Annotated in this window: 25 protein-coding genes; 9 read left to right on the top strand and 16 right to left on the bottom strand. The window is 32.2% G+C overall.

Annotation, left to right across the window (positions count from 1 at the left end; all coding sequences use genetic code 11):
* Positions 1-2: 2 nt before the first annotated feature.
* Positions 3-3026, bottom strand: a complete 3024-nt coding sequence (locus VDP25_RS15245) for a tetratricopeptide repeat protein (RefSeq protein WP_334471228.1) — start codon at positions 3024-3026, stop codon at positions 3-5.
* A gap of 119 nt (positions 3027-3145) precedes the next feature.
* On the bottom strand, positions 3146-4741 hold the full coding sequence (locus tag VDP25_RS15240; RefSeq protein WP_334471227.1) for a hypothetical protein: 1596 nt from the start codon (positions 4739-4741) through the stop codon (positions 3146-3148).
* Positions 4742-4929: 188 nt separating this feature from the next.
* Between VDP25_RS15240 and trpA the strand changes: the two genes are divergently transcribed.
* The 5 genes from trpA (at position 4930) to VDP25_RS15215 (ending at position 7799) form a co-directional block, all read left to right on the top strand.
* Positions 4930-5691: a tryptophan synthase subunit alpha gene (gene trpA / locus VDP25_RS15235; protein ID WP_334471226.1), complete on the top strand. Its 762-nt coding sequence runs from the start codon at positions 4930-4932 to the stop codon at positions 5689-5691.
* 1 nt (position 5692) lies between these two features.
* Positions 5693-5917, top strand: a complete 225-nt coding sequence (locus VDP25_RS15230; RefSeq protein WP_215924712.1) for a hypothetical protein — start codon at positions 5693-5695, stop codon at positions 5915-5917.
* Entirely contained in the window at positions 5907-6359 is a 453-nt protein-coding gene (locus VDP25_RS15225; protein WP_215924711.1) for a tRNA (cytidine(34)-2'-O)-methyltransferase, read from the top strand. The genes VDP25_RS15230 and VDP25_RS15225 overlap by 11 nt, the downstream gene beginning before the upstream one ends.
* Before the next feature lie 68 nt (positions 6360-6427).
* Positions 6428-6778 carry a hypothetical protein gene (locus tag VDP25_RS15220; protein ID WP_334471221.1) on the top strand — a complete coding sequence of 117 codons (351 nt, stop codon included), beginning with the start codon at positions 6428-6430 and terminating at the stop codon, positions 6776-6778.
* Positions 6779-6908: 130 nt separating this feature from the next.
* The gene (locus VDP25_RS15215) at positions 6909-7799 is read left to right on the top strand and encodes a YitT family protein (RefSeq protein WP_334471219.1); all 891 of its coding nucleotides are present in this window, start codon (positions 6909-6911) and stop codon (positions 7797-7799) included.
* A 39-nt stretch (positions 7800-7838) separates the two neighbouring features.
* Here the strand turns inward: VDP25_RS15215 and VDP25_RS15210 are convergent, their stop codons facing one another.
* The 4 genes from VDP25_RS15210 to VDP25_RS15195 all read right to left on the bottom strand — a co-directional run bounded on the left by VDP25_RS15210 (position 7839) and on the right by VDP25_RS15195 (position 10483).
* A complete protein-coding gene (locus VDP25_RS15210) occupies positions 7839-8066 on the bottom strand; it encodes a VF530 family protein (protein WP_334471217.1) in 228 nt (75 codons plus the stop codon).
* Between the two features lies 1 nt (position 8067).
* Positions 8068-8283 carry a DUF6500 family protein gene (locus tag VDP25_RS15205; protein WP_334471215.1) on the bottom strand — a complete coding sequence of 72 codons (216 nt, stop codon included), beginning with the start codon at positions 8281-8283 and terminating at the stop codon, positions 8068-8070.
* 3 nt (positions 8284-8286) lie between these two features.
* Positions 8287-9573: a DEAD/DEAH box helicase gene (locus VDP25_RS15200; protein ID WP_334471213.1), complete on the bottom strand. Its 1287-nt coding sequence runs from the start codon at positions 9571-9573 to the stop codon at positions 8287-8289.
* Positions 9574-9685: 112 nt separating this feature from the next.
* The gene (locus VDP25_RS15195; RefSeq protein WP_334471211.1) at positions 9686-10483 is read right to left on the bottom strand and encodes a tryptophan-rich sensory protein; all 798 of its coding nucleotides are present in this window, start codon (positions 10481-10483) and stop codon (positions 9686-9688) included.
* 230 nt (positions 10484-10713) lie between these two features.
* Between VDP25_RS15195 and VDP25_RS15190 the strand changes: the two genes are divergently transcribed.
* Positions 10714-11280: a hypothetical protein gene (locus VDP25_RS15190; protein ID WP_334471210.1), complete on the top strand. Its 567-nt coding sequence runs from the start codon at positions 10714-10716 to the stop codon at positions 11278-11280.
* 56 nt (positions 11281-11336) lie between these two features.
* Here VDP25_RS15190 and VDP25_RS15185 read toward each other — a convergent pair whose 3' ends face one another.
* The 4 genes from VDP25_RS15185 to VDP25_RS15170 all read right to left on the bottom strand — a co-directional run bounded on the left by VDP25_RS15185 (position 11337) and on the right by VDP25_RS15170 (position 14590).
* On the bottom strand, positions 11337-12056 hold the full coding sequence (locus VDP25_RS15185; protein WP_334471209.1) for a hypothetical protein: 720 nt from the start codon (positions 12054-12056) through the stop codon (positions 11337-11339).
* A 29-nt stretch (positions 12057-12085) separates the two neighbouring features.
* The gene (yaaA, locus tag VDP25_RS15180) at positions 12086-12844 is read right to left on the bottom strand and encodes a peroxide stress protein YaaA (RefSeq protein ID WP_334471208.1); all 759 of its coding nucleotides are present in this window, start codon (positions 12842-12844) and stop codon (positions 12086-12088) included.
* Between the two features lie 153 nt (positions 12845-12997).
* On the bottom strand, positions 12998-14032 hold the full coding sequence (locus VDP25_RS15175) for an RluA family pseudouridine synthase (protein WP_334471206.1): 1035 nt from the start codon (positions 14030-14032) through the stop codon (positions 12998-13000).
* A 3-nt stretch (positions 14033-14035) separates the two neighbouring features.
* On the bottom strand, positions 14036-14590 hold the full coding sequence (locus VDP25_RS15170) for a PASTA domain-containing protein (protein WP_215924701.1): 555 nt from the start codon (positions 14588-14590) through the stop codon (positions 14036-14038).
* Between the two features lie 161 nt (positions 14591-14751).
* Between VDP25_RS15170 and VDP25_RS15165 the strand changes: the two genes are divergently transcribed.
* The 3 genes from VDP25_RS15165 to VDP25_RS15155 are packed head-to-tail and all read left to right on the top strand — an operon-like array spanning position 14752 to position 16952.
* Positions 14752-15729, top strand: a complete 978-nt coding sequence (locus tag VDP25_RS15165) for a D-alanine--D-alanine ligase (RefSeq protein ID WP_334471202.1) — start codon at positions 14752-14754, stop codon at positions 15727-15729.
* A gap of 58 nt (positions 15730-15787) precedes the next feature.
* On the top strand, positions 15788-16249 hold the full coding sequence (gene coaD, locus VDP25_RS15160) for a pantetheine-phosphate adenylyltransferase (protein WP_334471201.1): 462 nt from the start codon (positions 15788-15790) through the stop codon (positions 16247-16249).
* 40 nt (positions 16250-16289) lie between these two features.
* Positions 16290-16952, top strand: coding sequence for a hypothetical protein (locus tag VDP25_RS15155; RefSeq protein WP_334471200.1), 663 nt, complete (start codon positions 16290-16292; stop codon positions 16950-16952).
* Between the two features lie 78 nt (positions 16953-17030).
* Here the strand turns inward: VDP25_RS15155 and VDP25_RS15150 are convergent, their stop codons facing one another.
* From VDP25_RS15150 to VDP25_RS15125, 6 genes are all read right to left on the bottom strand, one after another.
* A complete protein-coding gene (locus tag VDP25_RS15150; protein ID WP_334471199.1) occupies positions 17031-17768 on the bottom strand; it encodes a hypothetical protein in 738 nt (245 codons plus the stop codon).
* A 90-nt stretch (positions 17769-17858) separates the two neighbouring features.
* Positions 17859-18509, bottom strand: a complete 651-nt coding sequence (locus tag VDP25_RS15145; RefSeq protein WP_334471198.1) for a response regulator transcription factor — start codon at positions 18507-18509, stop codon at positions 17859-17861.
* A gap of 51 nt (positions 18510-18560) precedes the next feature.
* Positions 18561-20432 (bottom strand): sensor histidine kinase, encoded by a 1872-nt coding sequence (locus tag VDP25_RS15140; protein WP_334471197.1) that lies wholly within the window; start codon positions 20430-20432, stop codon positions 18561-18563.
* Positions 20433-20481: 49 nt separating this feature from the next.
* Complete coding sequence (locus tag VDP25_RS15135; RefSeq protein ID WP_334471196.1) at positions 20482-21432, bottom strand: sensor histidine kinase; 951 nt, start codon at positions 21430-21432, stop codon at positions 20482-20484.
* Between the two features lie 137 nt (positions 21433-21569).
* Entirely contained in the window at positions 21570-23483 is a 1914-nt protein-coding gene (locus tag VDP25_RS15130; RefSeq protein WP_334471195.1) for an outer membrane protein assembly factor BamB family protein, read from the bottom strand.
* Between the two features lie 3 nt (positions 23484-23486).
* On the bottom strand, positions 23487-24029 hold the full coding sequence (locus VDP25_RS15125; RefSeq protein ID WP_334471194.1) for a DUF6252 family protein: 543 nt from the start codon (positions 24027-24029) through the stop codon (positions 23487-23489).
* Positions 24030-24136: the final 107 nt, after the last annotated feature.

Here is a 24136-nt window from a genome sequence, read left to right as displayed (position 1 = left end):
ATTTAGTTGTCATCAGTTTCAACGGATGAATTCGTCTTCGCTTCCTCTGCTTTTATTTTATTCAATTCTGCTTGTGCTTCAGTAACTACATCTGTAAAATCCGGAAAATTACTAATTACACTTTCTAAAATATAAGTGGCCTGAAATGCATCTCCTAAAGCGTAAAAGTTCTTTGCCATAACCACCAAGCCTTTGGCGCTATACAATTTATAACTACCGTAATCCTTTGCCAATCGTTGAATAACAGTGTTTGAGGCTTCGTACTGACCTTCTTTATTTTTAAAATACCCATTATAGAATAAGGCTTCTGCAGCGACGCTTCCGGTTGCTAATTTTTCAACTTCGGCATAAGCTGTTTTTGCTTTAGCTTCGTTTCCTGTTTTAATGGCTGAACGTGCAATAATTAATTTGGCATCACTCTTAACTTTGTTGTCTAGTTTTAAATTGCTTAAAACTTTTTCAGCATAGCTTTCTGCTTTAACGTAATCTTCAGTTTGATAATAGGCATTCATTAAGTTAGATTGCGCGTAAACCACATTCTGAGGATAGTCTGCTTCTAGCTCTAAATCTTTTAACACAAGAATAGCTTGTTCCCAATTAGATTTGCTCAAATAAATCTCACAAAGCTTAACCGTTGCTTGTTCTGTGTATTCCGATTTTGAGGCGTCTACAACAGCTTTATAATGTGGTTGTGCATTATCAAACAACTCTTTTTTATAATACAATTGCGCTAAATAGAAATGTGCTTTTTGATTGTGAAGTCCCTTTGGAAACTCGTTCAAATATTTATTAAACTGACGAATGGCTTTATCGGTTTCGTTATCTAGATATGGTTTCTCTGCTGCTAAATAAGTAGCATTATCTAAATCCACATCAGTAACCTGAACATAATCTAAAGTTCTTACCCAATTTGCGTACTCATCTACACGACCTAAATCGATATAAATTAATCGTACTGTAGAAACCGCTTGAACCGCTTCTCCTGAGCCAGGAAAATCAGTTGCTACTTTTTTAAATTTCGTTAATGCACGATTATTATCATTTCCGTTATAATACACCAAACCTTGACGTAATAAGGCTTTTGATGTAAACGCACTTGTTTTGTATTCTGAATTTAAACGGTCATACATTTGCATCGCTTTATCTGACTCGTTGGATTTTACATAAGAATTTGCCAACTCATACATGGCATCGTCACGTAAAGCTGATTTTGGATAATCGTCTATAAACGATTTTAACTCTGAAATTTTAGCTGAACCTTTACCTAAATAGCCTTGGCTCATTGCTTTTTGAAAGGCTGCATAATCCGTTTCAATCTCATTTATTTGAATCGCTTTATTGTAAGCATCAATAGCATCTTTGTAGTTACTAGAAACAAAATAGCCATCTGCTAACCTTAAATAGGCATCGTTTTGACGTAAGTTGTCATTTTTTGGTTGAGCTATAAATTTCTCAAAATAGTTAGATGCATTATTATAATCTTTAAGCTTAAAATACGTGTATGCTAAATTGTAATTAAGATTTTCGTTTTCTGGTAAATTTGAAGACTCGCTAAACCCATTAAATTGTTTGAAGTCAATTAAAGCATCGTTATAATTGGTTAGATTATATTCTGTTTCTGCTTTCCAAAATGTTGCTTTTGCCACAAAAACCGGATCTCTTGGTTCTTTTAAAGAACTCTTAAATAAGTTTAAAGCGTCGTTGTATTTGTTTTCGTTATACAATTCTACGGCTCTAAAAAAAGCTACTTTTTGGTAAGCGGCTTTATGCTCAAAACTATTTTTACCCTTTAACAATTCTAGAGCTTCCTTGTAGTTTTTAGAGGTGATATATGAATCAATTAATAACGTTTCAACTTCATTTTTAAAACCTGAATTAGGATATTGCTTTAAATACCCTGTTAATAGTTGTGGTACGGATTGGTATGGGTTTCCTATTTCGTAACTAATTTTTGCGTAATTTAACCAAGCATCTTCCTGAATTTTTAAATCAAAATCCATTTGTGACGCATTTCTAAAAGCGTTTAAAGCTTCTTGTTTTTTATCTAAATTAATATAACTTTCTCCTAAATGGTAATACGCATTTTGTGCTACAGAATTATCTCCTCCAATAATTTTATTGAATTCTGAAATGGCACTGTTGTAATCGTTTTGTTTGTAATACGCATAACCTAATTGGTAATAATCTGTATTGTTCCACTTTCTGTTTTTGCCTTTGTACGCTTTTAAGTATGGTATGGCTTCAGCATATTTTTCAAGATTAAAATAACTCTCTCCAATGATTTTTGATAATTCAGATTTTTCTGCTGCATTACTCTTTGGTAATTGTTCTTGGGCAAGTTCTATTGCCTTTTCAAACTTTCCTAGTTTAAAATTTAAATCGGCTTGATAATACGATAACTTTTCTTTGTACTTTTCGTTATCACTAACTTGGTCAAAATACTCATTTGCCGTATCGTAATCATCTCCTTGATACGCCAAGAAACCAATGTAATATTTAGCTTGTGAACCGTATTCTTCAGAATTTACAACTCTATTTAAATATTTGGTTGCTTGCTTTTCATCTTTAGTAGAATACAAAGAATAGCCGTAATTAAAATTGAAACGTTCTTTTTCTGATCGCGCAATACTTCTTTCATCTACTTTCTCATACCATTTACGAGAATAAGCATATTTCCCATTATCAAAATAATAGTCGGCAACATCTAAAAAAGCCGTATTTCTTTTGGTACTTGTTGGATACTCTTCAACAAACGCTGTAATTAAATCGTCTGCATTTTTCTGATTTAAACGCACAGCACAATTAGCGATATAATACGCACAATCGGATTGTATGGTAACGTCGTTTGTTTCGTCTTTAATATCGTCAAACAAAGACTGAGCAGCCTTATATTGCTTATTATTATATAAAGCCAAAGCCTTTTGATAGTCTTGTAAATCGCTGGTATAAATGGCAGATTTTTGTGCCATTACTACTGAAGAAAAAACTAGAAAAACGATGATTAACTGTTTTTTGAATAACATCATTTAGTTATGTGTTTATTTGATGATTTAATTTCGGTTCAAATATAATTCAATACCAAATCTATAACGATAGAATTTGTTTATAATTATAAACGGAGTTATTAAAAAATAGATTTTAGTTCTTAAAACAACCATCCGAATAAACGTTTAAATAAACTTTCTTTTTTTGGTTGCTCAAATTCAATTCTAAAGACTCCAAAATTATTAGCAGATTTTGTAGCGATATTGTTATGTAATGGTTTTTCAAAACTTGCTAATGCCAATGGGAATTCTATTTTTAAATCTTTTGAGATTTCACCAGATGTAATAACAACAGTTTTGTTTTCTATATCATAAATTTTGAAAGTTGAGCCTTCTTCAATTTCAAATTCATTAAAATTGACTTGAACAGCCGTTCCATTTTTATTTAAAATAGCAACATTAAATTCTGTCCCATCATTATTAAGTTTATACACTTTTATAACAGGATTTGTTTTAAAATCTTTGAGTTGTTTTAATTCACTTTTAGATTCAATTTTAAATTCATTTTGCCAAGCTTTAATATTATAATCTTGCTGCTTCAAAATTCTAAACCCTTTGAGAGATCTTGTATAGTATGAATTATTATCCATTTGTAACCCACTATTATTTAAAGCTAATAATACTGAAGAATTAAAATGAATATAACCAGTGTAAATAATGTTGTTTTTAAAAACTAGAGACTTTGTATGCAATATATTTAAGGCATTATTTTTTCCGATAATAATATTATTTTGAACCGAAACATCTTCAACGGGTGCATTAGCATTAAAACCTAAAGCTAAAGATGTACCATAACCATAATTTTTGCTATCGTTAAAGTCTACATTATGATAAAGGACATTATTTAATACGTTAATGTGCTTGGCTACGTTAATCCCTTCTGCATCTTTGGATGCTATAATAACATTATCTACATGCTTTCCTGCAGGAGAACCATTATTAAAAATGATGTTGTTAGTGAGATTAACATACTTCACAAACTCTAATTTAGAGCCTGAAGTCGCTGACCAAACCTCAATACCTTTATAGTAATTATTAAAAATAATATTATTATTTATCTGTCTGATGTTATCACTTTGATTTTGAATATAGATACCAACTCCATGACCTCTTTTACCTTGATAACCGTTGTTGTAAATCATACAATTTTCAATTACTGTACCTCCTGTCGCTTTCCACGACCCAATTCCTGAACCTGGTATATTGTGTATCATTAAGTTTTGAAACATACAGTCTTCACCTTTTTGATGATTAATCCCAACTGCAGCTTTAAAATCTGTATCAGAGTCTAAACGCGAAAAATCTCCTAAATATGTGACTTCAAAATTTTTGTAAATCACATGACTGCCATTAACCTGTAAAACATAATTTACTTTGCCTTCTGTATTTCCATTGAGAATGACCTTATCGTTCTTAAAAGCAGAAACTGTAATCTTTTTATTAGTTTTTGTAGATTCTAATACACTTCTATAACGACCTGTATATATACCTTCGTGAATCCATATAACATCACCGCCATTAACATTTTTTGAAGATTGAGACAAAGCTGTTTGTAAATCCCACGGACGCTCAATACTACCATTACCATTTGGTGTCCCGACAGTTGTACTGCCATTTACAGGAAAAACATGAAACTCTTTTTGAGCGAATGAAATTGCTGAAATAAATATTAATAATAAGCTTATAGAATACTTCATAAAAATAAAAATTCAATTATTGTGCCAATGTTATTTTTAGTTTAAAAAACTAAAATCAATTACAAATATCGAACATTCAAGTGCTGTAAAAGAAAAAAATAAGCTAATTACATAATAGTAAACTTTCGTTTTTAAGTTATATTTTTACAGTAAAATTTCCAAAATACAATTAAGACAACATATCTATTTTGAACAGAATAAACGAAAAACTAAAAGAAGACAAAAAACTATTGTCAATCTATTTTACAGCAGGTTATCCTAACACTAATGACACGGTTACTATTATTGAAAATCTCGAAAAAAGTGGTGTAGATATGTTGGAAATAGGATTACCATTTAGTGATCCATTAGCAGATGGCCCAACCATACAAGCCAGTTCTACGGAAGCTTTAAAAAATGGAATGACTAGCGCATTGTTATTTGAACAACTTAAAGACATTAGAAAAACGGTTTCTATTCCATTAATTATAATGGGTTACTTTAATCCGATGTTGCAGTATGGTGTTGAAGCCTTTTGCAAAAAATGCCAAGAGGTTGGAATTGACGGACTCATAATTCCTGATTTACCTGTCGATGTCTATCATTCAGAATACAAATCAACTTTTGAAAAGTATGGTCTAATAAACGTGTTTTTAATTACTCCACAAACATCAGATGAACGCATTCGTTATATCGATTCTGTATCTAACGGTTTTATTTATATGGTAAGTTCTGCAAGTGTAACAGGAAGTAATTCTGGCTTTGGTGAGGAGCAAACCAATTATTTTAAACGTATTGCAGACATGAAATTAAAAAACCCTCAAATTGTAGGTTTTGGCATTTCAAATAATGAAACCTTTAAACAAGCTACAGCATATGGAAAAGGTGCTATTATTGGTAGTGCTTTTATCAAACATTTAACTGAAAACGGAATAGACGCTATTGATGATTTTGTAAGCTCAATCTTATAATATGAAATTGCTCAACGACTGGAAAATAATACTCTTACTTTGTTTAACCTTAGGCTTAGCTCCATTTTTCCCCGAACCACATCTTTTAGGTAAAATACGATGGATTGCAGGAGGAGCAAACGGAATGGCTTTAAAAGATTGGTTTGATGTGGTCTTCCATGGCTTTCCTTTTGTATTATTAATACGATTAATTCTTATTAAACTAACACGAAAAAATGCCGCTTAACATCGTACTCATAGAACCTGAAATACCAAATAACACTGGTAATATTGGTCGTTTAGCCTTAGCTTCAGGCTCAAAACTACATTTAGTAAAACCATTTGGATTTGAAATTGATGACAAACGTTTAAAACGTGCAGGACTCGATTATTGGCAACATTTAGAAGTTATATATTATGATAACACCGAAGACTTCTTCTTAAAAAATAAAGATGCTAAAATGGTGTTTTTATCCAGTCATGGCACAAAATCGCATTGGGATATTAACTTTACAGATGATCTATTTTTAGTTTTTGGAAAAGAATCTGTTGGATTACCAAAACCATTAGTCAAAAAATATGACACTCAATTATTTAAAATTCCGCTATACAGTAAATCCATTAGAAGTCTAAATTTAGCAAATGCCGTAAGCATTATTGTTTATGAAGGATTACGACAAATCAAATAATTTTATGGAGATTAAACTTTTTCGCTTATATTGGTCTAAATTTTAAACAATACCTAAATCGTAATACAATGATTACTAAAACATTAAAAATAGGATTTTTTATTATTACCATTGCTTCATTTTCATTGGTAAGTGCTCAAGAAAAGCTTAATGCGAAGAAAGATAGATCAGTAAAAATGTTTAATTATCTTGACACCAACACGGATGACAAGATTAACCTTGAAGAGTTCAAAGTACGCTACGAAAAAGAATCTACAGAAAAAATAACAGTTGAAAAACTTTTTGCTAGTGCAGACACTGACGCAAATGAAACATTAGATAGAGCCGAATTTAAACTCTTTTACGAACAAACTCAAAAACCTAAAAGAATAGAAAACCAGGTACATAGACCTAAAAAAAAGGTTGAGAAAAAAGGATAACCCTATTAAAAAGAAAATAAAGATTTTAAAGCTTACAAAAAAATCCTCTAGAATATCTAGAGGATTTTTTTGTCTAATTGATAAATAAATGATTTTGGTTTTGTAACTTTTCCTCAAATAAAAACAAAACTTGAAACACTCAAAAGCACACAATTTTTTATCAGAATATGGTCAGATTGCAATAGGTATAGGATTAGCCAGCGTTGGATTGAAAGCATTTTTACTTCCTAACGGATTTATGGACGGAGGAGTTACTGGCATTGCCCTATTGGCTAACAGACTTATTGGTGTAAATATTTCATTGTTGCTAGTTATATTTAGTTTACCATTTTTAATTCTAGGCTATTATACCGTTTCTAAACGTATTGTTATAAAGTCTATTCTTAGTATTCTCGCCTTTGCCTCATTAATTCATTTTGGAAATTATGGAACAATTACAGAAGACAAACTACTAATTTCCATCTTTGGAGGCTTATGTTTAGGCGCAGGAATTGGTATTGCGATTAGAAATGGATCCGTTTTAGATGGATCAGAAATTTTAGGAATCTATCTCAATGACCGTTTTGGATTTAGTATCGGTCAAGTTATACTGCTTTTTAATGTTGTATTATTTAGTATTACGGCCTATGTCGTCTCTGTTGAAGTTGCGCTCTATTCTATCTTAACCTATATTATTACAGCAAAAGTCACAGACATGACTATTGAAGGTTTTGAAGATTTTATTGGTGTCACTATTGTGTCTAATGAATATGCCGCAATTAAGCATGCCATTATGATTGAATTGGGAGTAGGCCTAACCACCTATAAAGGCTCTAAAGGATTTGGAAGCAATGGACCTCAGCAGGATTTTGATATTATTCACACCATTATTAATCGTATAGACATCAAAAAAATGCATCGTATTATTGAAGAAATAGACGAAAATGCTTTTATCGTTGAGTTTGATGTAAACAATGTTAAAGGTGGTGTATTACGACATTATCTCGATAAGAAAAAAGGTAAAACATTACCTAAAATCTAAGTTTTGATGCTACCATTTTTACTTTAATATATAGAAGAATTATTTTTTATTCTTTTTTAAATAGTCCAAATACATATTTTCTACCTTGGTTCTTGCCCAAGGTGTACGTCTTAAAAACTTTAAACTCGATTTTACTGAAGGATTATCCGTAAAACAGCGAATATTAATTTGATAGCCCATATATTCCCAGCCATAATGTGCTTCCAGTTCTACTATGATCTGTTCTAATTTGACTCCGTGAAGTGGATTATTAGGTTGCGTTGACAAACTATAAACTTTTAACTAATTCTTTAATCTTAACCGCTTTTTCAAAATGATCTAATTGGTGCGTTTGAATCCACCAAGTTGCAGCTTCCATTAATAACTCTGGATTATCATTTTTATTTTTAAAAAATGCATAGAATGAAATACCCACATTGCTCCCTTTTTGCGCAATCTTTTTATCGCAAATCGCTATGATTTTATCTTTTAATGCTGAAGTCATTACTTAACGTCTGCTATCATTATTACGGTTACGGCTTCTACTTTTATTTCGGTCTGAATTTGAATTCTTAGGTTTTCCTGAATTTCTAGTGTTAGAATTTTTACGACGTCCCTGATTTCTATTCTGACCTGGTTTAATTGGTTCTGTTGAAGCATTAGGATCTGGCTCAAAACCTTCGAGGATTTCAACTTCAATCTTCATAGCAATCAACTTCTCAATATCACGTAGATACGTTGTTTCATCTGCACTTACTAAAGAAATCGCTTCTCCACTGGCTCCTGCTCTACCTGTTCTACCTATTCTATGAACGTAGTCTTCAGAAATATTAGGCAATTCAAAATTAATAACATGTGGCAACAATGGTATATCTAAACCTCTTGCTGCAATATCTGTAGCTACTAAAACTCTAACCGATCCATTTTTAAATCCGGCTAATGCTTTGGTTCTTGCTCCTTGACTTTTATTTCCATGAATCGCTGCGGCTGTAATGCCATCGCTAATCATCTTTTTACAAAGCTTATTGGCTCCGTGTTTGGTTCTTGTAAACACTAAAACTTGTTTCCAATCTCCTTCGGAAATTAATTTTATAATCAGCCCTGTTTTTTTGCCTTTGGCAACACGATAAACTTTTTGCTGTATAACCTCTACCGCTGTATTTTCTGGAGTGGCTTCAACTTGAACAGGATTATTTAAAATAGAATACGCTAGTTTCTTAATATCTTTAGAAAAGGTTGCCGAAAACATAAGGTTTTGACGTTTTGCTGGAATCAACTTCATAACACGCTCTATATCGCGTAAAAAGCCCATATCTAACATACGATCAGCTTCATCTAAAACAAATATTTCCACTTTGCTTAAAGATAACAGACCTTGGTTTTCTAAATCGATTAAACGGCCTGGTGTTGCCACCAAAACATCGACTCCTTGACTCAATTTATTAACTTGTGGTTTCTGATTGACTCCACCAAAAATAACCGTACTTCTAATATTTAAAAACTCACTGTACTCTTTAACATTGGCATAAACTTGCGCTGCTAGCTCACGTGTTGGAGTTAATATTAAAGCTCTAATTGGTCTGTGCCTTTGCTGAGAACCATTAGATAATAGGTGAAGCAACGGCAATGTAAAACCTGCTGTTTTTCCTGTTCCGGTTTGTGCTGATGCTAAAACGTCCTTTCCTTCTAATACAGGAGGAATGGCTTTTGCTTGAATTGGTGAAGGTGTTTCGTATCCTTTTTTCTGGATAGCTTGAAGTAAAGGCTCAGATAGCCCCAATGATTTAAATGACATAAATAGTGTTTATGAAGCAAACTCTATTTATTTAGGTCACTCCTTTAATTTGGCGCGAAGTTACAGCTATTTTATGCCTGACTCTAAAAAAATGCCTATAATCTTCTAAATACTATGAATTATTTCCTTCTTTAAGCTTTACTAGCGGACTGGTATCGCGGTTTTTAAAACCATGTATCGAACTGCTTATTATTAATATAGCCGCACTTATAAAGGCAATATACATTAGTGTTTCGTTGTTTAATTTATTAGCATTTCCTATGCCAATTAAAGCCCAAGCTCCTACAAGTGCAAATTCTCTCATATTACGTTTCCAAGTAATTATGACATTTATAAACACGGCAATGGCAATGAGTATAATAGTCCAAGTTACATCAGACCATCCAAAACCACCCCAATCAATTTTCACTAAATACGTTGAAACATTAGCAATACTAGCCACGGTTACCCAACCCGAATAAATCACAAAAGGCCACCAAACAAAAGCAATAATGGGTAAGGGCTCATCGTCTAATTCCATTCTGTTGTTGACTACAATTTTTAATAATGAAAACAGTAATAAGAAAATAAAAATACAAGACACTCCTGTATATTCATAGATCCAAGCAAATACCCAAAGCGAATTAAATAAACATGAGAGTATAAACCACCAACCTGTTTTTAGGACAACATCGTCATTTTTAACGTCTTTAAACAAACCGCGCCCTTGATAAATAACAAATCCTATCAACAGTAAATAAATAACTCCCCAAATGGCAAACGTATAACCTGCAGGTGTAAACAAAGACCTATAACTATTGGAAACTTCACCAATAGTGGTATTATTTAAGGTCCCTGTATTAGAGAGGTAATTGATGAATATCGTTATAAGTAAAGCTATTATATTTCCTATTTGAAGCGTCTTTTTCATGGTTTAATTTTTCTCTAATTTAAGACTTATGACGCATAAGATTAACTTATTCTCGCCATTCTTTAACCTAAATGAAAATATATAAAGCTTGTTAAGCGCTCTTTTTCAAGTTTAAGATCTACTAAACTATGAGGTGCTCTATCAATCCGTCATGGTTTTAGAAAATTATTTAACTTCAAGAATTCATGTATATTAGCTGTTAGAGAAACACACATTAACAAAATTCAACTATGAAAGCACTACTCTTTTTTTTACTTGTATTACCACTACACCTTTTTGCACAAGAACAAACGAGTTCAGAGAAGTTTTGGGAGCAACTCAAAGCACATTGTGGTAATGCTTACGAAGGCGAAATTATTGAAGGTGGAAAAGCAGGTGATGGCTTTACAGGTGAAAAATTAGTCATGCATGTGCGTTCTTGCGATACTAATGATATTAGAATTCCATTCTTTGTAGGTGAGAACAAATCGCGTACTTGGGTGTTACATATGAATGACGAAAAAATAATACGATTAAAGCACGACCATAGACATGAAGACGGATCGGAAGAAGATTTAACCCAATATGGCGGCACAAGTGCTAATCAAGGTTTGGCCAATTTACAAATGTTTCCTGCCGATGCTCATACGGCAAAAATATTACCTGCGGCCTCTACCAACATTTGGTGGTTTACCATAGACGAAACAAGTCTAACCTATAACTTACGTCGTTTAGGTACTGATCGTTTATTTACGGTGCGTTTTGATTTAACTAAAACTATTGAAACACCAGATGCTCCATGGGGAACTGAAGATTGAATAAAACGACCTTAGTGAATATTATAAATCGTTTGTTTGGATTTTAAAGTAAAACCTTATAATGCAGACAACATACGTTCAACCTCAGCAATGGTTGCTCCGTAAAGTTTTCTGTTGGGTTTTGTTAAGCGTTTTGATTCTGTTGCGATTTCTTCTAATAGCTCCTTCCCTTCTGACGTTCTATTGTTTTCTAAATAAAATTTAGCCAGCGCTAAACGTTCTGCATAATTTGAGTATGGCCTGTCTATTTGTATTAATTGGGCTTCGGCTTCATCCGTTCTTCCGAGTGCATTTAAAGCTAAACCATAACAGAATTGTTGTTTAGAACCTTTAAATTCTGATTTTTCTTTTATCAGTTCCGCCTGCTCAATTACACCTGCATAATCCTTAAGTTGAAAATAACACAATATTAAATTCTGCCTTGCATATAAATCATCTTGAACTGTATCTTCTAGCGTTTTCTTGTAATTAACAATAGCATTAGGAATATCTTTATTTATAAAATAAGCATCAGCTAATTCAATTCTGTTAGTGTAAGTATCAACAAATTCAAGCTTCTTTTCTAAATCTTTTATTTTTTTAGTCGGATTAAGAACCGTTGTGATTTCCTCTTGAATTTTTTCTGCATCACTTTTGTTAAACATCTGAGTCACAATATAAATTAAAGATCCAATGGCAGGAACAAAAAAGATGAGAAAATACCAGTAAAAAGGTTTATTGTTTTTATAGACGTGATATAAACAATACACCTGAACAACTATAAGTAAGTAATACATATATTCAATTTAAGGCACTACGGATTTATTTATCTTGTAAACACCAATTCATTCTCTGAAGATAATGCTTCGCTAAAACCATAGTTTTCATAATTAAAACCTTTAATATCGTCAATGGTTTTTGCATCCGTATCAATAATATATCTCGTCATTAATCCTCTAGCTAATTTGGCAAAGATGGCTATGATTTTATATTTATCGTTTTTAAACTCTTTGAAGGCTACATTTACAACTGGCACTTTTAAAGCTTTGGTATCTATCGCTTTAAAATACTCGTTACTTGCCAAGTTAAGAAAGAGTTCATCATCCTCTAGCTCTTCGTTTAAAGCTTTCGTCACTTTCTTCTGCCAAAATTCATAAAGGTTTTTGTTTTTACCAACTGGCATTTTTGTTCCCATTTCCAATCGGTAAGGCTGTATTAAATCGAAGGGTTTTAAAACACCATATAATCCTGATAAAATCCGAACGGTGTCTTCAACCTTATCTAATTTACTAGAGTCTATAGAATAAGCATCTAATCCTCGATATACATCACCACTAAATGCATAAATGGCTTGTCTTGCATTATCTTTTGTAAAGGGTAATTCCCATTCTTGATTACGCTCGTAATTCAGTTGCCCCAAATTATCTGAGATATGCATCAGTTGAGATAAGCTCTTAGCCGATTTCTTTTTTAATACCTTATTTAAGCGCTCTGCGTCATCTAAGAAAAGACCTTGAGTTGATTTTGTTGTTGGCAATTTGGTTTCGTAATCTAAAGATTTTGCTGGTGATAGTACTAGTTTCATAATAATGCCCACAAAAGTGGCTCTCATTAAAAGTTAAACAATTTTTCTTTCTCATTGTAAAAATACAATGTAAATGCTCGTGTTTCAAATATTAGTGAGAACTAATCTTGATAGTGATATAACGAAAGTCTATTTAAAATTTTGGTTAAGATATTAATCAATGTGCTTAGCGTAATGCCTCCATTTTTCTACACATTGCGCAATATCTTCAGGAATTTCAGATTCAAACCTCATAAACTCACCTGTCGTTGGATGAACAAAACCTAACGTTTTGGCATGCAAGGCTTGTCGTGGTAAGATCTTAAAACAATTATCTACAAACTGCTTGTATTTTGTAAATGTTGTACCTTTTAAGATGCGTTCTCCACCATAACGTTCGTCATTAAAAAGCGTATGACCAATATGCTTCATGTGTACACGGATTTGGTGTGTACGACCTGTTTCAAGCTTACAACTCACTAAAGTAACATAACCTAAACGCTCTATCACTTTATAATGTGTTACAGCTGGTTTACCTTGTTCTTCTTCATCATCTAAAAATACCGTGTTTTGTAATCTATTTTTTGGGTGGCGACCAATGTTACCTTCAATAGTGCCTTCATCTTCTTCCATGTTTCCCCAAACAAGTGCAACATACTCGCGCTCACTTGTTTTTTTAGCAAACTGATTTGAAAGGTGTGCCATAGCATGTTCGGTCTTTGCCACCACTAATAAACCACTGGTATCTTTATCTATTCTATGAACCAAACCTGGTCTCTCACTTGAGTTATTTGGTAGGTTTTCGAAATGAAAAATAAGTCCATTTATTAAAGTCCCTGAATAATTACCATGTCCTGGATGCACTACCATACCTGCTGGTTTATTAACAACTAGCAAGTCATCATCTTCGTACACCACATCAATAGGAAGATCTTCAGCAATTAAAAGATTCTCATGAGGTGGATGCTCAAATTTAACGGTAATATAATCATTGGGTTTTACCTTGTAATTAGATTTAACAGGAACATCATTTACAAAGATGCTGCCATCTTTTGCAGCCGCTTGAATTTTATTACGCGTGGCGTTTTCAATAAAATTCATTAAGTATTTATCGATTCGCAGTGGTTGTTGACCAGCAACAACTCTAAACGCGTGATGTTCGTATAATTCGTTTTGTTCTTCGTCTGAAATATCAGGAATATTAGCCATATCTTAATTGCGCTTACCGTTACCTAAAACCAAATCTATTGTAGATGTTAGTGGTAAAAGTGTTCCTGATTTTAGAGTTTCGCCATTATGCCTCATACCTAAAACTACATCCTTTCCGATATTGTCTATATATGTAATCTCTCCTACCTTAAATTCTAAGGCTTCTAATTGAGGTTTAGCTTGTCTAAAAGTACGTTTTAAGATGTTTGGCACTTGTACTTTTCTATAACCAGAAGGGTTTAGTATTAAATAAATTTTTCGATTTTCCTTAACCTTTGATCCTGCTATTGGGTTTTGTTCAATTACAGAATACTTAGGATATTTAGGATTATAATTCGCAGAATCTTGTATTTCCATTGCTAAATCATGATCCTTAAGTTCAATCCCTACCGTTTCTAAAGATTTACCTTTTAAATCTGGTACAATTACAAATTCTCCATGATTGGTAGATATGTTTAGCCATTTTAGCACAATAAAACATAATACGACTACAGCAACAATGGCTAATGCCAATTGTTTAAAAAACACTTTACTGGTAAGAAACTTCACAAAACTCATAAGCAAATAATTGTTGGCAAAATTAAGAAATTCTAATGGTATAATAACGTTGTACTAATAAAATACGTATCATTTCTGAATATAGATTATTAAAAATAAATGATACTTTTACGCTATGGCTTTTTAAACTTAAAAGATACCCGCTTTTGTGGGCGTTAAAGATGAAGAAAAATATTGCAATTATAATGGGCGGTTATTCTAGTGAATATAAGATCTCCCTTAAAAGTGGCAACGTGGTTTACAACACGTTAGACAAAGAAAAATACAATGCTTATCGCATTCATATTTTTAAAGACAAATGGGTTTTTGTTAATGATATGGAAGAAGAATTCTTAATAGACAAAAACAATTTTTCGGTATTAGTAAATGAAACTACAATAACTTTTGATTGCGTTTTTAATGCCATTCATGGGTCTCCTGGCGAAGATGGATTTATGCAAGCCTACTTTGAATTGCTAAATCTACCCCAAACCAGTTGTAGTATGTACCAAGCTGCGCTGACTTTTAACAAACGTGATTTACTAGCCACCTTAAAACCGTATGGTATTAAAACCGCTGAGAGTTACCCTCTTAATCTTGGAGATGTAGTAGATGAAGATGCCATTATTGCCAAAGTAGGCTTACCGTGTTTTGTAAAAGCAAATAAAGCTGGAAGCAGTTTTGGAATATCTAAAGTCTATAAAAAAGAAGATTTACAAGCTGCAATAGACAATTCTTTTAAAGAAGACAATGAAATTATAATCGAACAGTTTTTAGATGGTGTCGAAGTTTCTGTTGGTGTCATCTCTTATAAAGGCGAAACGCTTGTATTACCAATTACTGAAATCGTTTCTGAAAATGACTTCTTTGATTACGAAGCTAAATACGAAGGAAAATCACAAGAAATCACTCCCGCTCGTATTTCTGAAGATTACGCAGCCAAAGTAAGGACCGAAGCCAAAAAGATATATGATATCCTTGGTATGAAAGGGTTTTCACGAAGTGAATTTATCGCTAAAAATAACGAGCCTTATTTACTAGAAGTAAACACAGTTCCTGGTTTAACTAAGGAAAGTATTTTACCTCAACAAGCCGCCGAAGCTGGAATAAGTTTACAAGATTTGTTTAGCAATGCTATTGAAGAAGCCTTGAAAAATTAATAGTTATATTTGAAATATATACGTTTTCCTATTCTGTGGAAAAAACAAAAATTAGTCAATGAAAAGAGCACTATTTCCTGGGTCATTTGATCCCATAACAAACGGTCACTACGATATTATAATGCGTGGTATTAAACTTTTTGACGAAGTGGTTGTGGCTATTGGCATCAATGCTGAAAAAAAATATATGTTCTCTTTAGAAGAACGAAAAGCATTTATTGAAGATACATTTAAAAACGAACCCAAAGTAAAAGTTGTAACATACAAAGGCTTAACTATTGATTTCTGTAAAGATATTAATGCTCAATTTATCTTAAGAGGTTTAAGGAATCCTGCTGATTTTGAATTTGAAAAAGCCATAGCACATACCAATAGAAAATTATCAAAAATTGAAACCGTATTTTTATTAACAGCTGCTCGAACATCTTTTATTTCATCTTCTATTGTAAGAGATGTTATTAGAAATAATGGTGACTATACCGTTTTAGTACCAGATAGTGTTAGAGTTGATGATAAGTAAATTGAATTTTATCATAACCAATGTCACAAATCTATTATAAATGGAAGACGATTACTCTATATTTAGAAAATTCCCAAGTTTAGAACAAGCTACAGAACTAAAAACGTTACTAAACAACAATGGTATTGAAACCGTTCTTGGTGACAATGTGCCGCCTGTTGATGTTACCTTCTCTGGAAATACTTTACAAAACGAAATTGAAGTTAGAATTAAACAAACGGACTTTAAAAAAGCGGAACTCCTTCTCGAAAAAGATGCAGAAGATTTAATTGAAAACATTGATAAAGATTATTACTTATTTGATTTTACAGACAAAGAGCTTTATGAGATTTTATTAAAATCTGACGAATGGAATGCCTTTGATTATACACTTGCCCAAAAAATATTAATCCAAAGAGGCAAATCTATAGATAAAGATTTACTCAATTCTTTAAAAGAAGAACGATTAAAACAATTAGCAAAACCTGAAGGAAATCAAAAACCTTGGATTATTGCGGGTTACTTTTTTATGCTTTTAGGTGGTTTTTTAGGATTAATAATAGGTTATTTTTTGTGGACATCTAAAAAGACCTTACCAAACGGTCAAAAAGTTTATTCCTATGCTGAGAGTGATAGAAAACACGGAAAATATATCTTCTTTATAAGCTTAATAATTGCACCTGCTTCAATACTTTTTAGAGTAGTGAGTCAAATTTTAAATTAACTAAAAAAAACTTATCGCATAAAAAAACTCAAACCTTTAAGATTTGAGTTTTTTTATTTTTAAAATCTATCTATTCTATTAATAGTACGACAATTCCACAAAAATAGTTTCTTCAAAATCTGTACCTGGTACATATGTAATAGTACTACTTGTTGGGTAATCTGCATTATTATAAGAATAAGAGCTGGTATATGCATCAGAAATATCAGATGATACTCCGTTAGTATTAACATACGTTAGCACATTATTTTTATAAGTACTGTGTCCCATTAATTCAAAAACTTCACTTTGATGAATGTTTTTAAAAGGGTTATTCTTAGTATCATAAGTATAAACATAGTCTTGGTTTCCATTAACATCCTCCTCTGCAATACGGTTACCTAGGGCATCGTAGGTATATATATACGTATTCACTCCAGCTTCAAGCATAGTAACAGTACCATCGGCGTTATAAGTATAGGTATTAACCTCACCAGGACCAAAATCATACATAAAAGTCTCAGTAACTAAACGATTATTACTATCGTATTCTAATTCTATTTCCGTATCTAATTCACCATCTATATATTCTTTAATAGAAGTTAAAAGATTATTGGTATAGTTAAAAACTTCACTGTCTCCTCCAGAATAAGAGATACCAACTAATTTATTATCAGCATAGGTATAATTAGTTACAAAAACGCCATCTTCATAAGTTTCGGTAGTTGATTTCAACAAAACAGTATCTGGATCTCCAGTATCATCAGTAGAATCATCGCTTGAACACGAGTTAAATGTTAGGCCAAAGGCGCAAAAAATAAAAATTAGTTTTTTCATGTTTGTTTTTTAGATTACGAATGTAGTACTATTTTTCCTATCATTATTAATATTAAACAAACTCAACCTTCTCATAAAGTTTTAAACCTACTAAATAAGATTATTCCGTCTCGCTTTTTGAACCGCTTCTAGTTTATTGTGCACTTGTAATTTTCTGTAGATATGCTCAATATGTTTTCTAATTGTTCCTGTAGAAAGCATAAGGTTATTTGCAATAGCATTATAACTCAACCCTTTACTTAGCTGTTCTAAAACATCTATTTCACGCTCCGTAAGCTTTATATCCTGTAGATCTTTCTTATCTTGTGCAACAAACGGATTGCGTAATAATTTCAATGTTTTTAGTGCAATTGATGGATTCATTGCGGCTCCTCCATTTAAGGTTTCTAGGATCCCTGAATGTAAATCACCAGCATTTATTTCTTTTAATAAATACCCATCCGCTCCAGCTTTAATGGCATTAAAAATGTTTTCATCGTTATCAAAAACAGTGAGCATTATTATTTTAATGTGTGGATATTTTTGCTTTATTTTTTCTGTGGCTTCAATGCCATTCATTACTGGCATTTCTATATCCATTAATATTAAATCGAGATTATGGTTACTTTCTAATTTATCTAAAACATCTAAACCATTCATAGCAGTAAATTTTACGTTCACGTCTTTAAAAAAAGACAATTTTTCTTCTACCGCTTTTACTAAAAAGGTATTATCGTCTACTATAGCAATTTTTATTTTCATCTGTTTCTCAATTTAAAATCTCCGTATGTAGAAAGCTCAGGTTATGTTTAATTACAAATTGAGTATTATTCTTGTCCCTTTATGCTCCATAGAATCTACAATTAAACCTGCGTTTATTTCAGCTGCTCTTTTTTTCATATTTTGAATACCGTTACCCAATTTCACTGTAGCTTGATTAAAACCTTTTCCATCATCTGAAATGATTATTTTCAATTTACAATCTATGTCCTCTATGGTTAAATTAATCGTTTTAGCATCTGCGTATTTTAACGCATTATTTATAGCTTCTTGAATTATTCGGTAAATATTCATGCCTTCAATGGATGAAAACACTGCTGCTTTATCTACATTATCTTCAATATGTAACTGAAAGACTATATTATGAGCTGCTAAATTCGCTTTATCAATAAAATTTGAAATGCGAACCTGAAGGTCTTCAAACGTAATTTCATTTTTATTCATAGCCCAAATAGTGTCTCTTAGTTCATTAATAGTTGTGGTGGTAAACGCACTTATATTTCCTAATTTCTGACTTAATTTTTCGGGAAGTTGAAACCCATATTTTAAATTATCTAACGATGAAATTATAAATGTAAGCTGTGCACCAATATTATCATGAAGGTCCCTAGAAATCCTTAAGCGCTGATTTTGAAGTTTATTTTGGGTTTCAATTTTTATCAATGCATCTTTTAATTCATTTTCTTTTTTTAGCTGTCTGTTTTTAAGTTTTTGTTGGTTATAAATTAAATATCCTAAAAGCATTAATACAATGGCTAGTGCGCTTAAACCTAATATATAATTGTTTTTTTTACTTAAATCTAATTCCTTTTCAGCCAAATATGCCCGATGTTCTAACAGCTCCTTTTCCTTTTTTTCGGTTTGGTATTCTATTTCTAATTCTGCAATTTTACTATTGGTATCAAGGTTTAGTAAACTGTCTTTTGCTTGTGTATAGGCTTTGTAATAATCTAAAGCTTTACTGTTGTTTTGCGAAGCTTCATAATATTCAGAATAGTTAAGTAGTGAATTTTCAATTTCAGTTGCCACTTTATAGTCTTTAGCGTATTGATAGGCACTATCTATATATGTTATAGACTCTGACAGCCTTTTATTTTCTATTAAAACTTGCGCTATATTGTTGAAACTCGCTGGTAAGCCTGCAAAATTCCCTATCGATTTTTCAATGGTAACCGATTGTTCAAAATAGGTTAAGGCCGAATCTACCTCTTGCATGTAATAATAAACAGCACCAACATTATTGGCCGATTCTGCCATACCTTTTTTATCTTTGAGATTTACCTCTATGGCCAGAGAATATTTAAAATAATTTAAGGCTTTCTCTAAATCACCATCATTAGCATAGATAATAGCGATGTTATTATAAACCTCCGAGATGCCCTTTTTATTATTTAATTCTTCAAAGGCAGTTTTAGCTTTCAAATGATATTCTATAGCCTTATCATTGATGCCCAAATAACTATACACTAAACCAATATTGTTGGTTACAGTAGCCTCTTCTTCTTTTTTATTTAACTCGTCATAAATATCTAAGGCACGCAAATAATAAGTTAAAGCATCTTCATAAAAACCTAGTTGGCGTTTAGAGCGTCCTATGTTATTTAATGCGCTAGCTGTTAATAACGAATCTTTAGAAATAGACATAGCGTCATTTGCATAGGCAATAGCTTTTTCAAATGCTCCTAAATCTCTATATAGTAAGCCTAAACCATTTTTAGCTCTTGCGTATTCTAAAGTTTCGCTTTTAGATTTTGCAAGTGCTTCAGATTGTTGAAATATTTCAAGCGCTTTTTGGGGCTGATTTTTATAAATACTTAGAGCTGAATCATTAAGTTTTTTAGCAGATATTGGTGTTTGCCCAACGCAAACAAGCGTAAAGAGTAATAAAAAAACGAATAGTCTCATTAAATGGTTAGTTAGATAATAGCGATATGAAGATAAGGTTTTTTTAAAACTAAATTGTGATTATGATTTCATTACCAGCGTTTTCAAGGAAAATAAATTCTAATTCTCCTCCAACACTTTGTATTCGTTTTTCCATAGAATTGTGTCCATTGCCTCTAATTTTGGTACTTGTACGACTCCCTGTTCCATTGTTAGAAATTTTAAACACCATATTAGAAACCATCGTACGTACCGTTACTTTTACCATTGAAACGTCTTCATAGGTTAAACTATGTTGAATGCTCTCTTGTATCACATTATAGATCGTAAATCCTTTAAGCATTGAAAAATTTATACTTGTATCCACATCAGTACTCACCTTAAACAGCAACTGAATGTTGGCATGCTGAAGTTTTAAAAAATCTATATAATTTATAATTCGAGCTTGTAAATCTAAAATGGTAATCTCCGTTTTAGTCATTACCCATATAGCATCTCTAAGTTCGTAACTGGCTTGTGAGGTAAAACTACTTATGGTTTTGAGTTTTTTCTTTAATCGTTCATCTTTTATAGCGAACGTATATTTTAAATTATCTAAAGATGAAATTATAGAAGTAAGTTGTTCGCCAATAGTATGGTGTAAATCATTGGATATTTTTAAGCGTTTCTCTTGTTGTTTATTCTGAATTTCTATTTTTGACAATGCTTCTTTTAACTCCTTTTCTTTTTGACTTTGATGGTGTTTTAATTGGTATTGACTGTAAATAAGGTAAGCTATTACACTTAAAATTACAAACAAGCAAAGACCACCATAAACTTGATAATTTTGTTTTTGAACTCTTAATTGCTGCTCTGCCAAGACAACTCTATCTATAAGAATTTGATTCGTATTATCTCTTGTTACATGAGCTTCAGTACCGGAAGCATAATTGCTATTTAAAGTCGAATTTATAGCTACCAGATTTGTGCTTTTGATTAAAAAGAATAACAAAAAAAACATCAAGTGTTTTCTGTACTTCATACAGAATGTACAATTGATGCCTCTTAAGTAATTAATTAATAGCATTAGGAATATAAGATTGTTAGTGAGTTAATTAGCTGTTTTAAAAGATTAAGCGCAATCATAAACAAATTGCGCTCAATCAATTAGTTACACATCTATTTATTAAGATTATAAGTATAAATGGTGTCGTCACTTGCTTTATAAAACAAATACCCTCCATATTCATCTACTTTGTACTCGGGCTTTTTGTCTTTGAGAAGAATTTCCTTATCTATTTTACCAGTATCTTTATTCACTTTTACTAAACCGACGCCACTGTCTAAATTTGTTAAAACGAATTGTGCGTTTTCTGTTGCAGAAGATGCTTTAAAACGCTCAGACATCATTTTAAAAGACGCATCACTAATAGATGCAAACATATCTGATGCGCGTTTGGCCTCCTTTCCGTAATCATTATAATTCCGCAGATTGTTGGTACTAATTCCGTTATTATTCATACCTGCTGCAGCTGCTGTAGATACTGTTGCTACTAAAGATGCTGCTGCAACCACACCACCTACAACTTTCATAAAACCACTTTTTCCTGGTGATTTATGATAACTGTGATAAATTTCCTTACCATCTTTATCTAATAACATCATGTTTTGTGATGACCCTATAAAAATGTTACCATTTTTTATAGCCATGGTATTTGGTGATTCTTTTTCCCCCAATTTAATATCCGATAATTCAGAAACCTTACCTGAAGCTGCATCAATTGTAAAAACTGTATCATCCGTTGCTATTAAATATCGATTACTTTCATTATCAAAGGTTGATACTACGGAAGCCGACGATTTATATTTTAACGGTTTGTTCCAAACCTCTTCGCCTGTTTTTAAATTTACAATGTTAGCATCCTCACTAGTGATGTAAATTAAACCTTGAGGCGATTCTGCCATGGTTATAATATTTTCTCCTGTTTTTAATGGTTTCTTAAATAATGGTTTTCCGTCGAACGAAATTTTATTAATTCCACCAGATTGAATTCCAAACAATATGCCGTCTTCCATAATATAAAAATGTTGCACATAGCCTTTAGTCTTAGGTGCCTTTTCCCATAAATCTTCTCCCGATGCAGCACTTAAAAAGGCAATTTCAGATTCATCTTTAGTTGCAAAAACGCTGGTATCTCCACCACTACTTTTATTACTTACTACAGCTAAACCTTGAGGAAGTATTTCAAATTTAGAAATAACTCCTTTTATTTTTCTGTCATCATCCCACAAAGCTTTGCCATTCTTATCCATTTTATGAATCCGTGTATTTTTACCTGCGTTTACAGCCTCAAAACCATAAATTTCATTTTCTGAAGCATCAGCTATCATCTTACTCACATTTTTTATTTTAGTCGTCCATAATTCCGTACCATCATGCGACTTAGCGATTAGGCCTTGTGCTGTTGGAATAATTAAGAACTCTTTTAATAACAATGGTGTTCCAGTAACACTAAAGTCCTTAGACATACCTACGCGTCCTGGTTTATCTAAAAAGAAACTATAATCTAAGGTGGAACTTGATAAGTCATATACCGCAACTTTAGGTGTCATTTTTTCAAATTTATCTCCTACTTTTTGAATACCACTTATGATAAGTTTATTTTGCGGTAAAATAACGTTACAAGTATATACTTGATTCCAGTTATCGTCTTCTGAATTAAAAATAACACGGCCTCTGACATAGTCTATCACAGCGCGTTTGGTTTTAGCAATACCAGCCAATTTAGATCCGGCACCTTGAGAAACGATGACATAAGGTGATCCCGGTATAAAATCTGTTTCTTCAGGTTTTAATTTACCAAAATTATTAAAGGTAAAAACAGGCTGACTCTCCATTGGTTTAATGCCAACTAAACCATCATTTGTGGCGACAACCAACACTCCTCCAACCGTTAAGGTCATTTCGTTTATTTTACTACCTAAATTATAATTTTGATCTGGTGTTTCTGCTTTCTGAGCAAACACTAATGCTGTACTCAATAAGAGTACAGGCATTATTATTTTCTGCATAATTACAAATAGCGTCTTCATAAATTACAAGCTTTGTTTACCAAGGTTAAACGCGCCTTCTGTAATGTTTTTTATAGATTGATCGCCTCCTATGTTTTTACAATCAAACTCAAAAGTTCCGATTATTTTAGTATCCGTTTCTTCAGAAATACTAATAGAACCAACAGATAGATTCTCGTATGGAGCTTGCCACATTTCGGTAACCGAATTTACCGGGTCATTTAAATTTACATCTGTTTCAGAGTAAGAAGCCACATTAACACCCGTGTTAATAGAACCATCAAAACTATAGGTTCCTACACCATCATAGCCAAATATTGTAAATGAAAAAGCGTTACCATCGCTATTAGAGGCTATGATAATAAGACTTTGACCAGAAGGATTGTTTGTTATAGTAGCTGAAGAAGAGATTTCCATTGACTCATAATTTGTACCATCTACTTTGGCAACTAAAGTTCCGGAAGGAGCATTTCCTCCACTTCCTCCATCGTCATCTTTAGAACATGATGTGAATGCTACTAATGAAGCTGTCATTATAAGTAACATGATTTGGTTTAATTTTCTCATTGTAAATTAATTTATTGGTTAATAATGAGACAAATTTGCACAATAAGACAAAGCCAAACCATACGACGAATTGCGTATATTTAAGAAAACTGTCGTTTTAAGCTAAT

The sequence above is a fragment of the Winogradskyella sp. ECml5-4 genome (assembly GCF_036903175.1).
Lineage (GTDB): Bacteria > Bacteroidota > Bacteroidia > Flavobacteriales > Flavobacteriaceae > Winogradskyella > Winogradskyella damuponensis.
The sequence above is the reverse complement of the archived record's forward strand: the minus strand, read 5'-3'. Positions and strand labels throughout refer to the sequence as shown.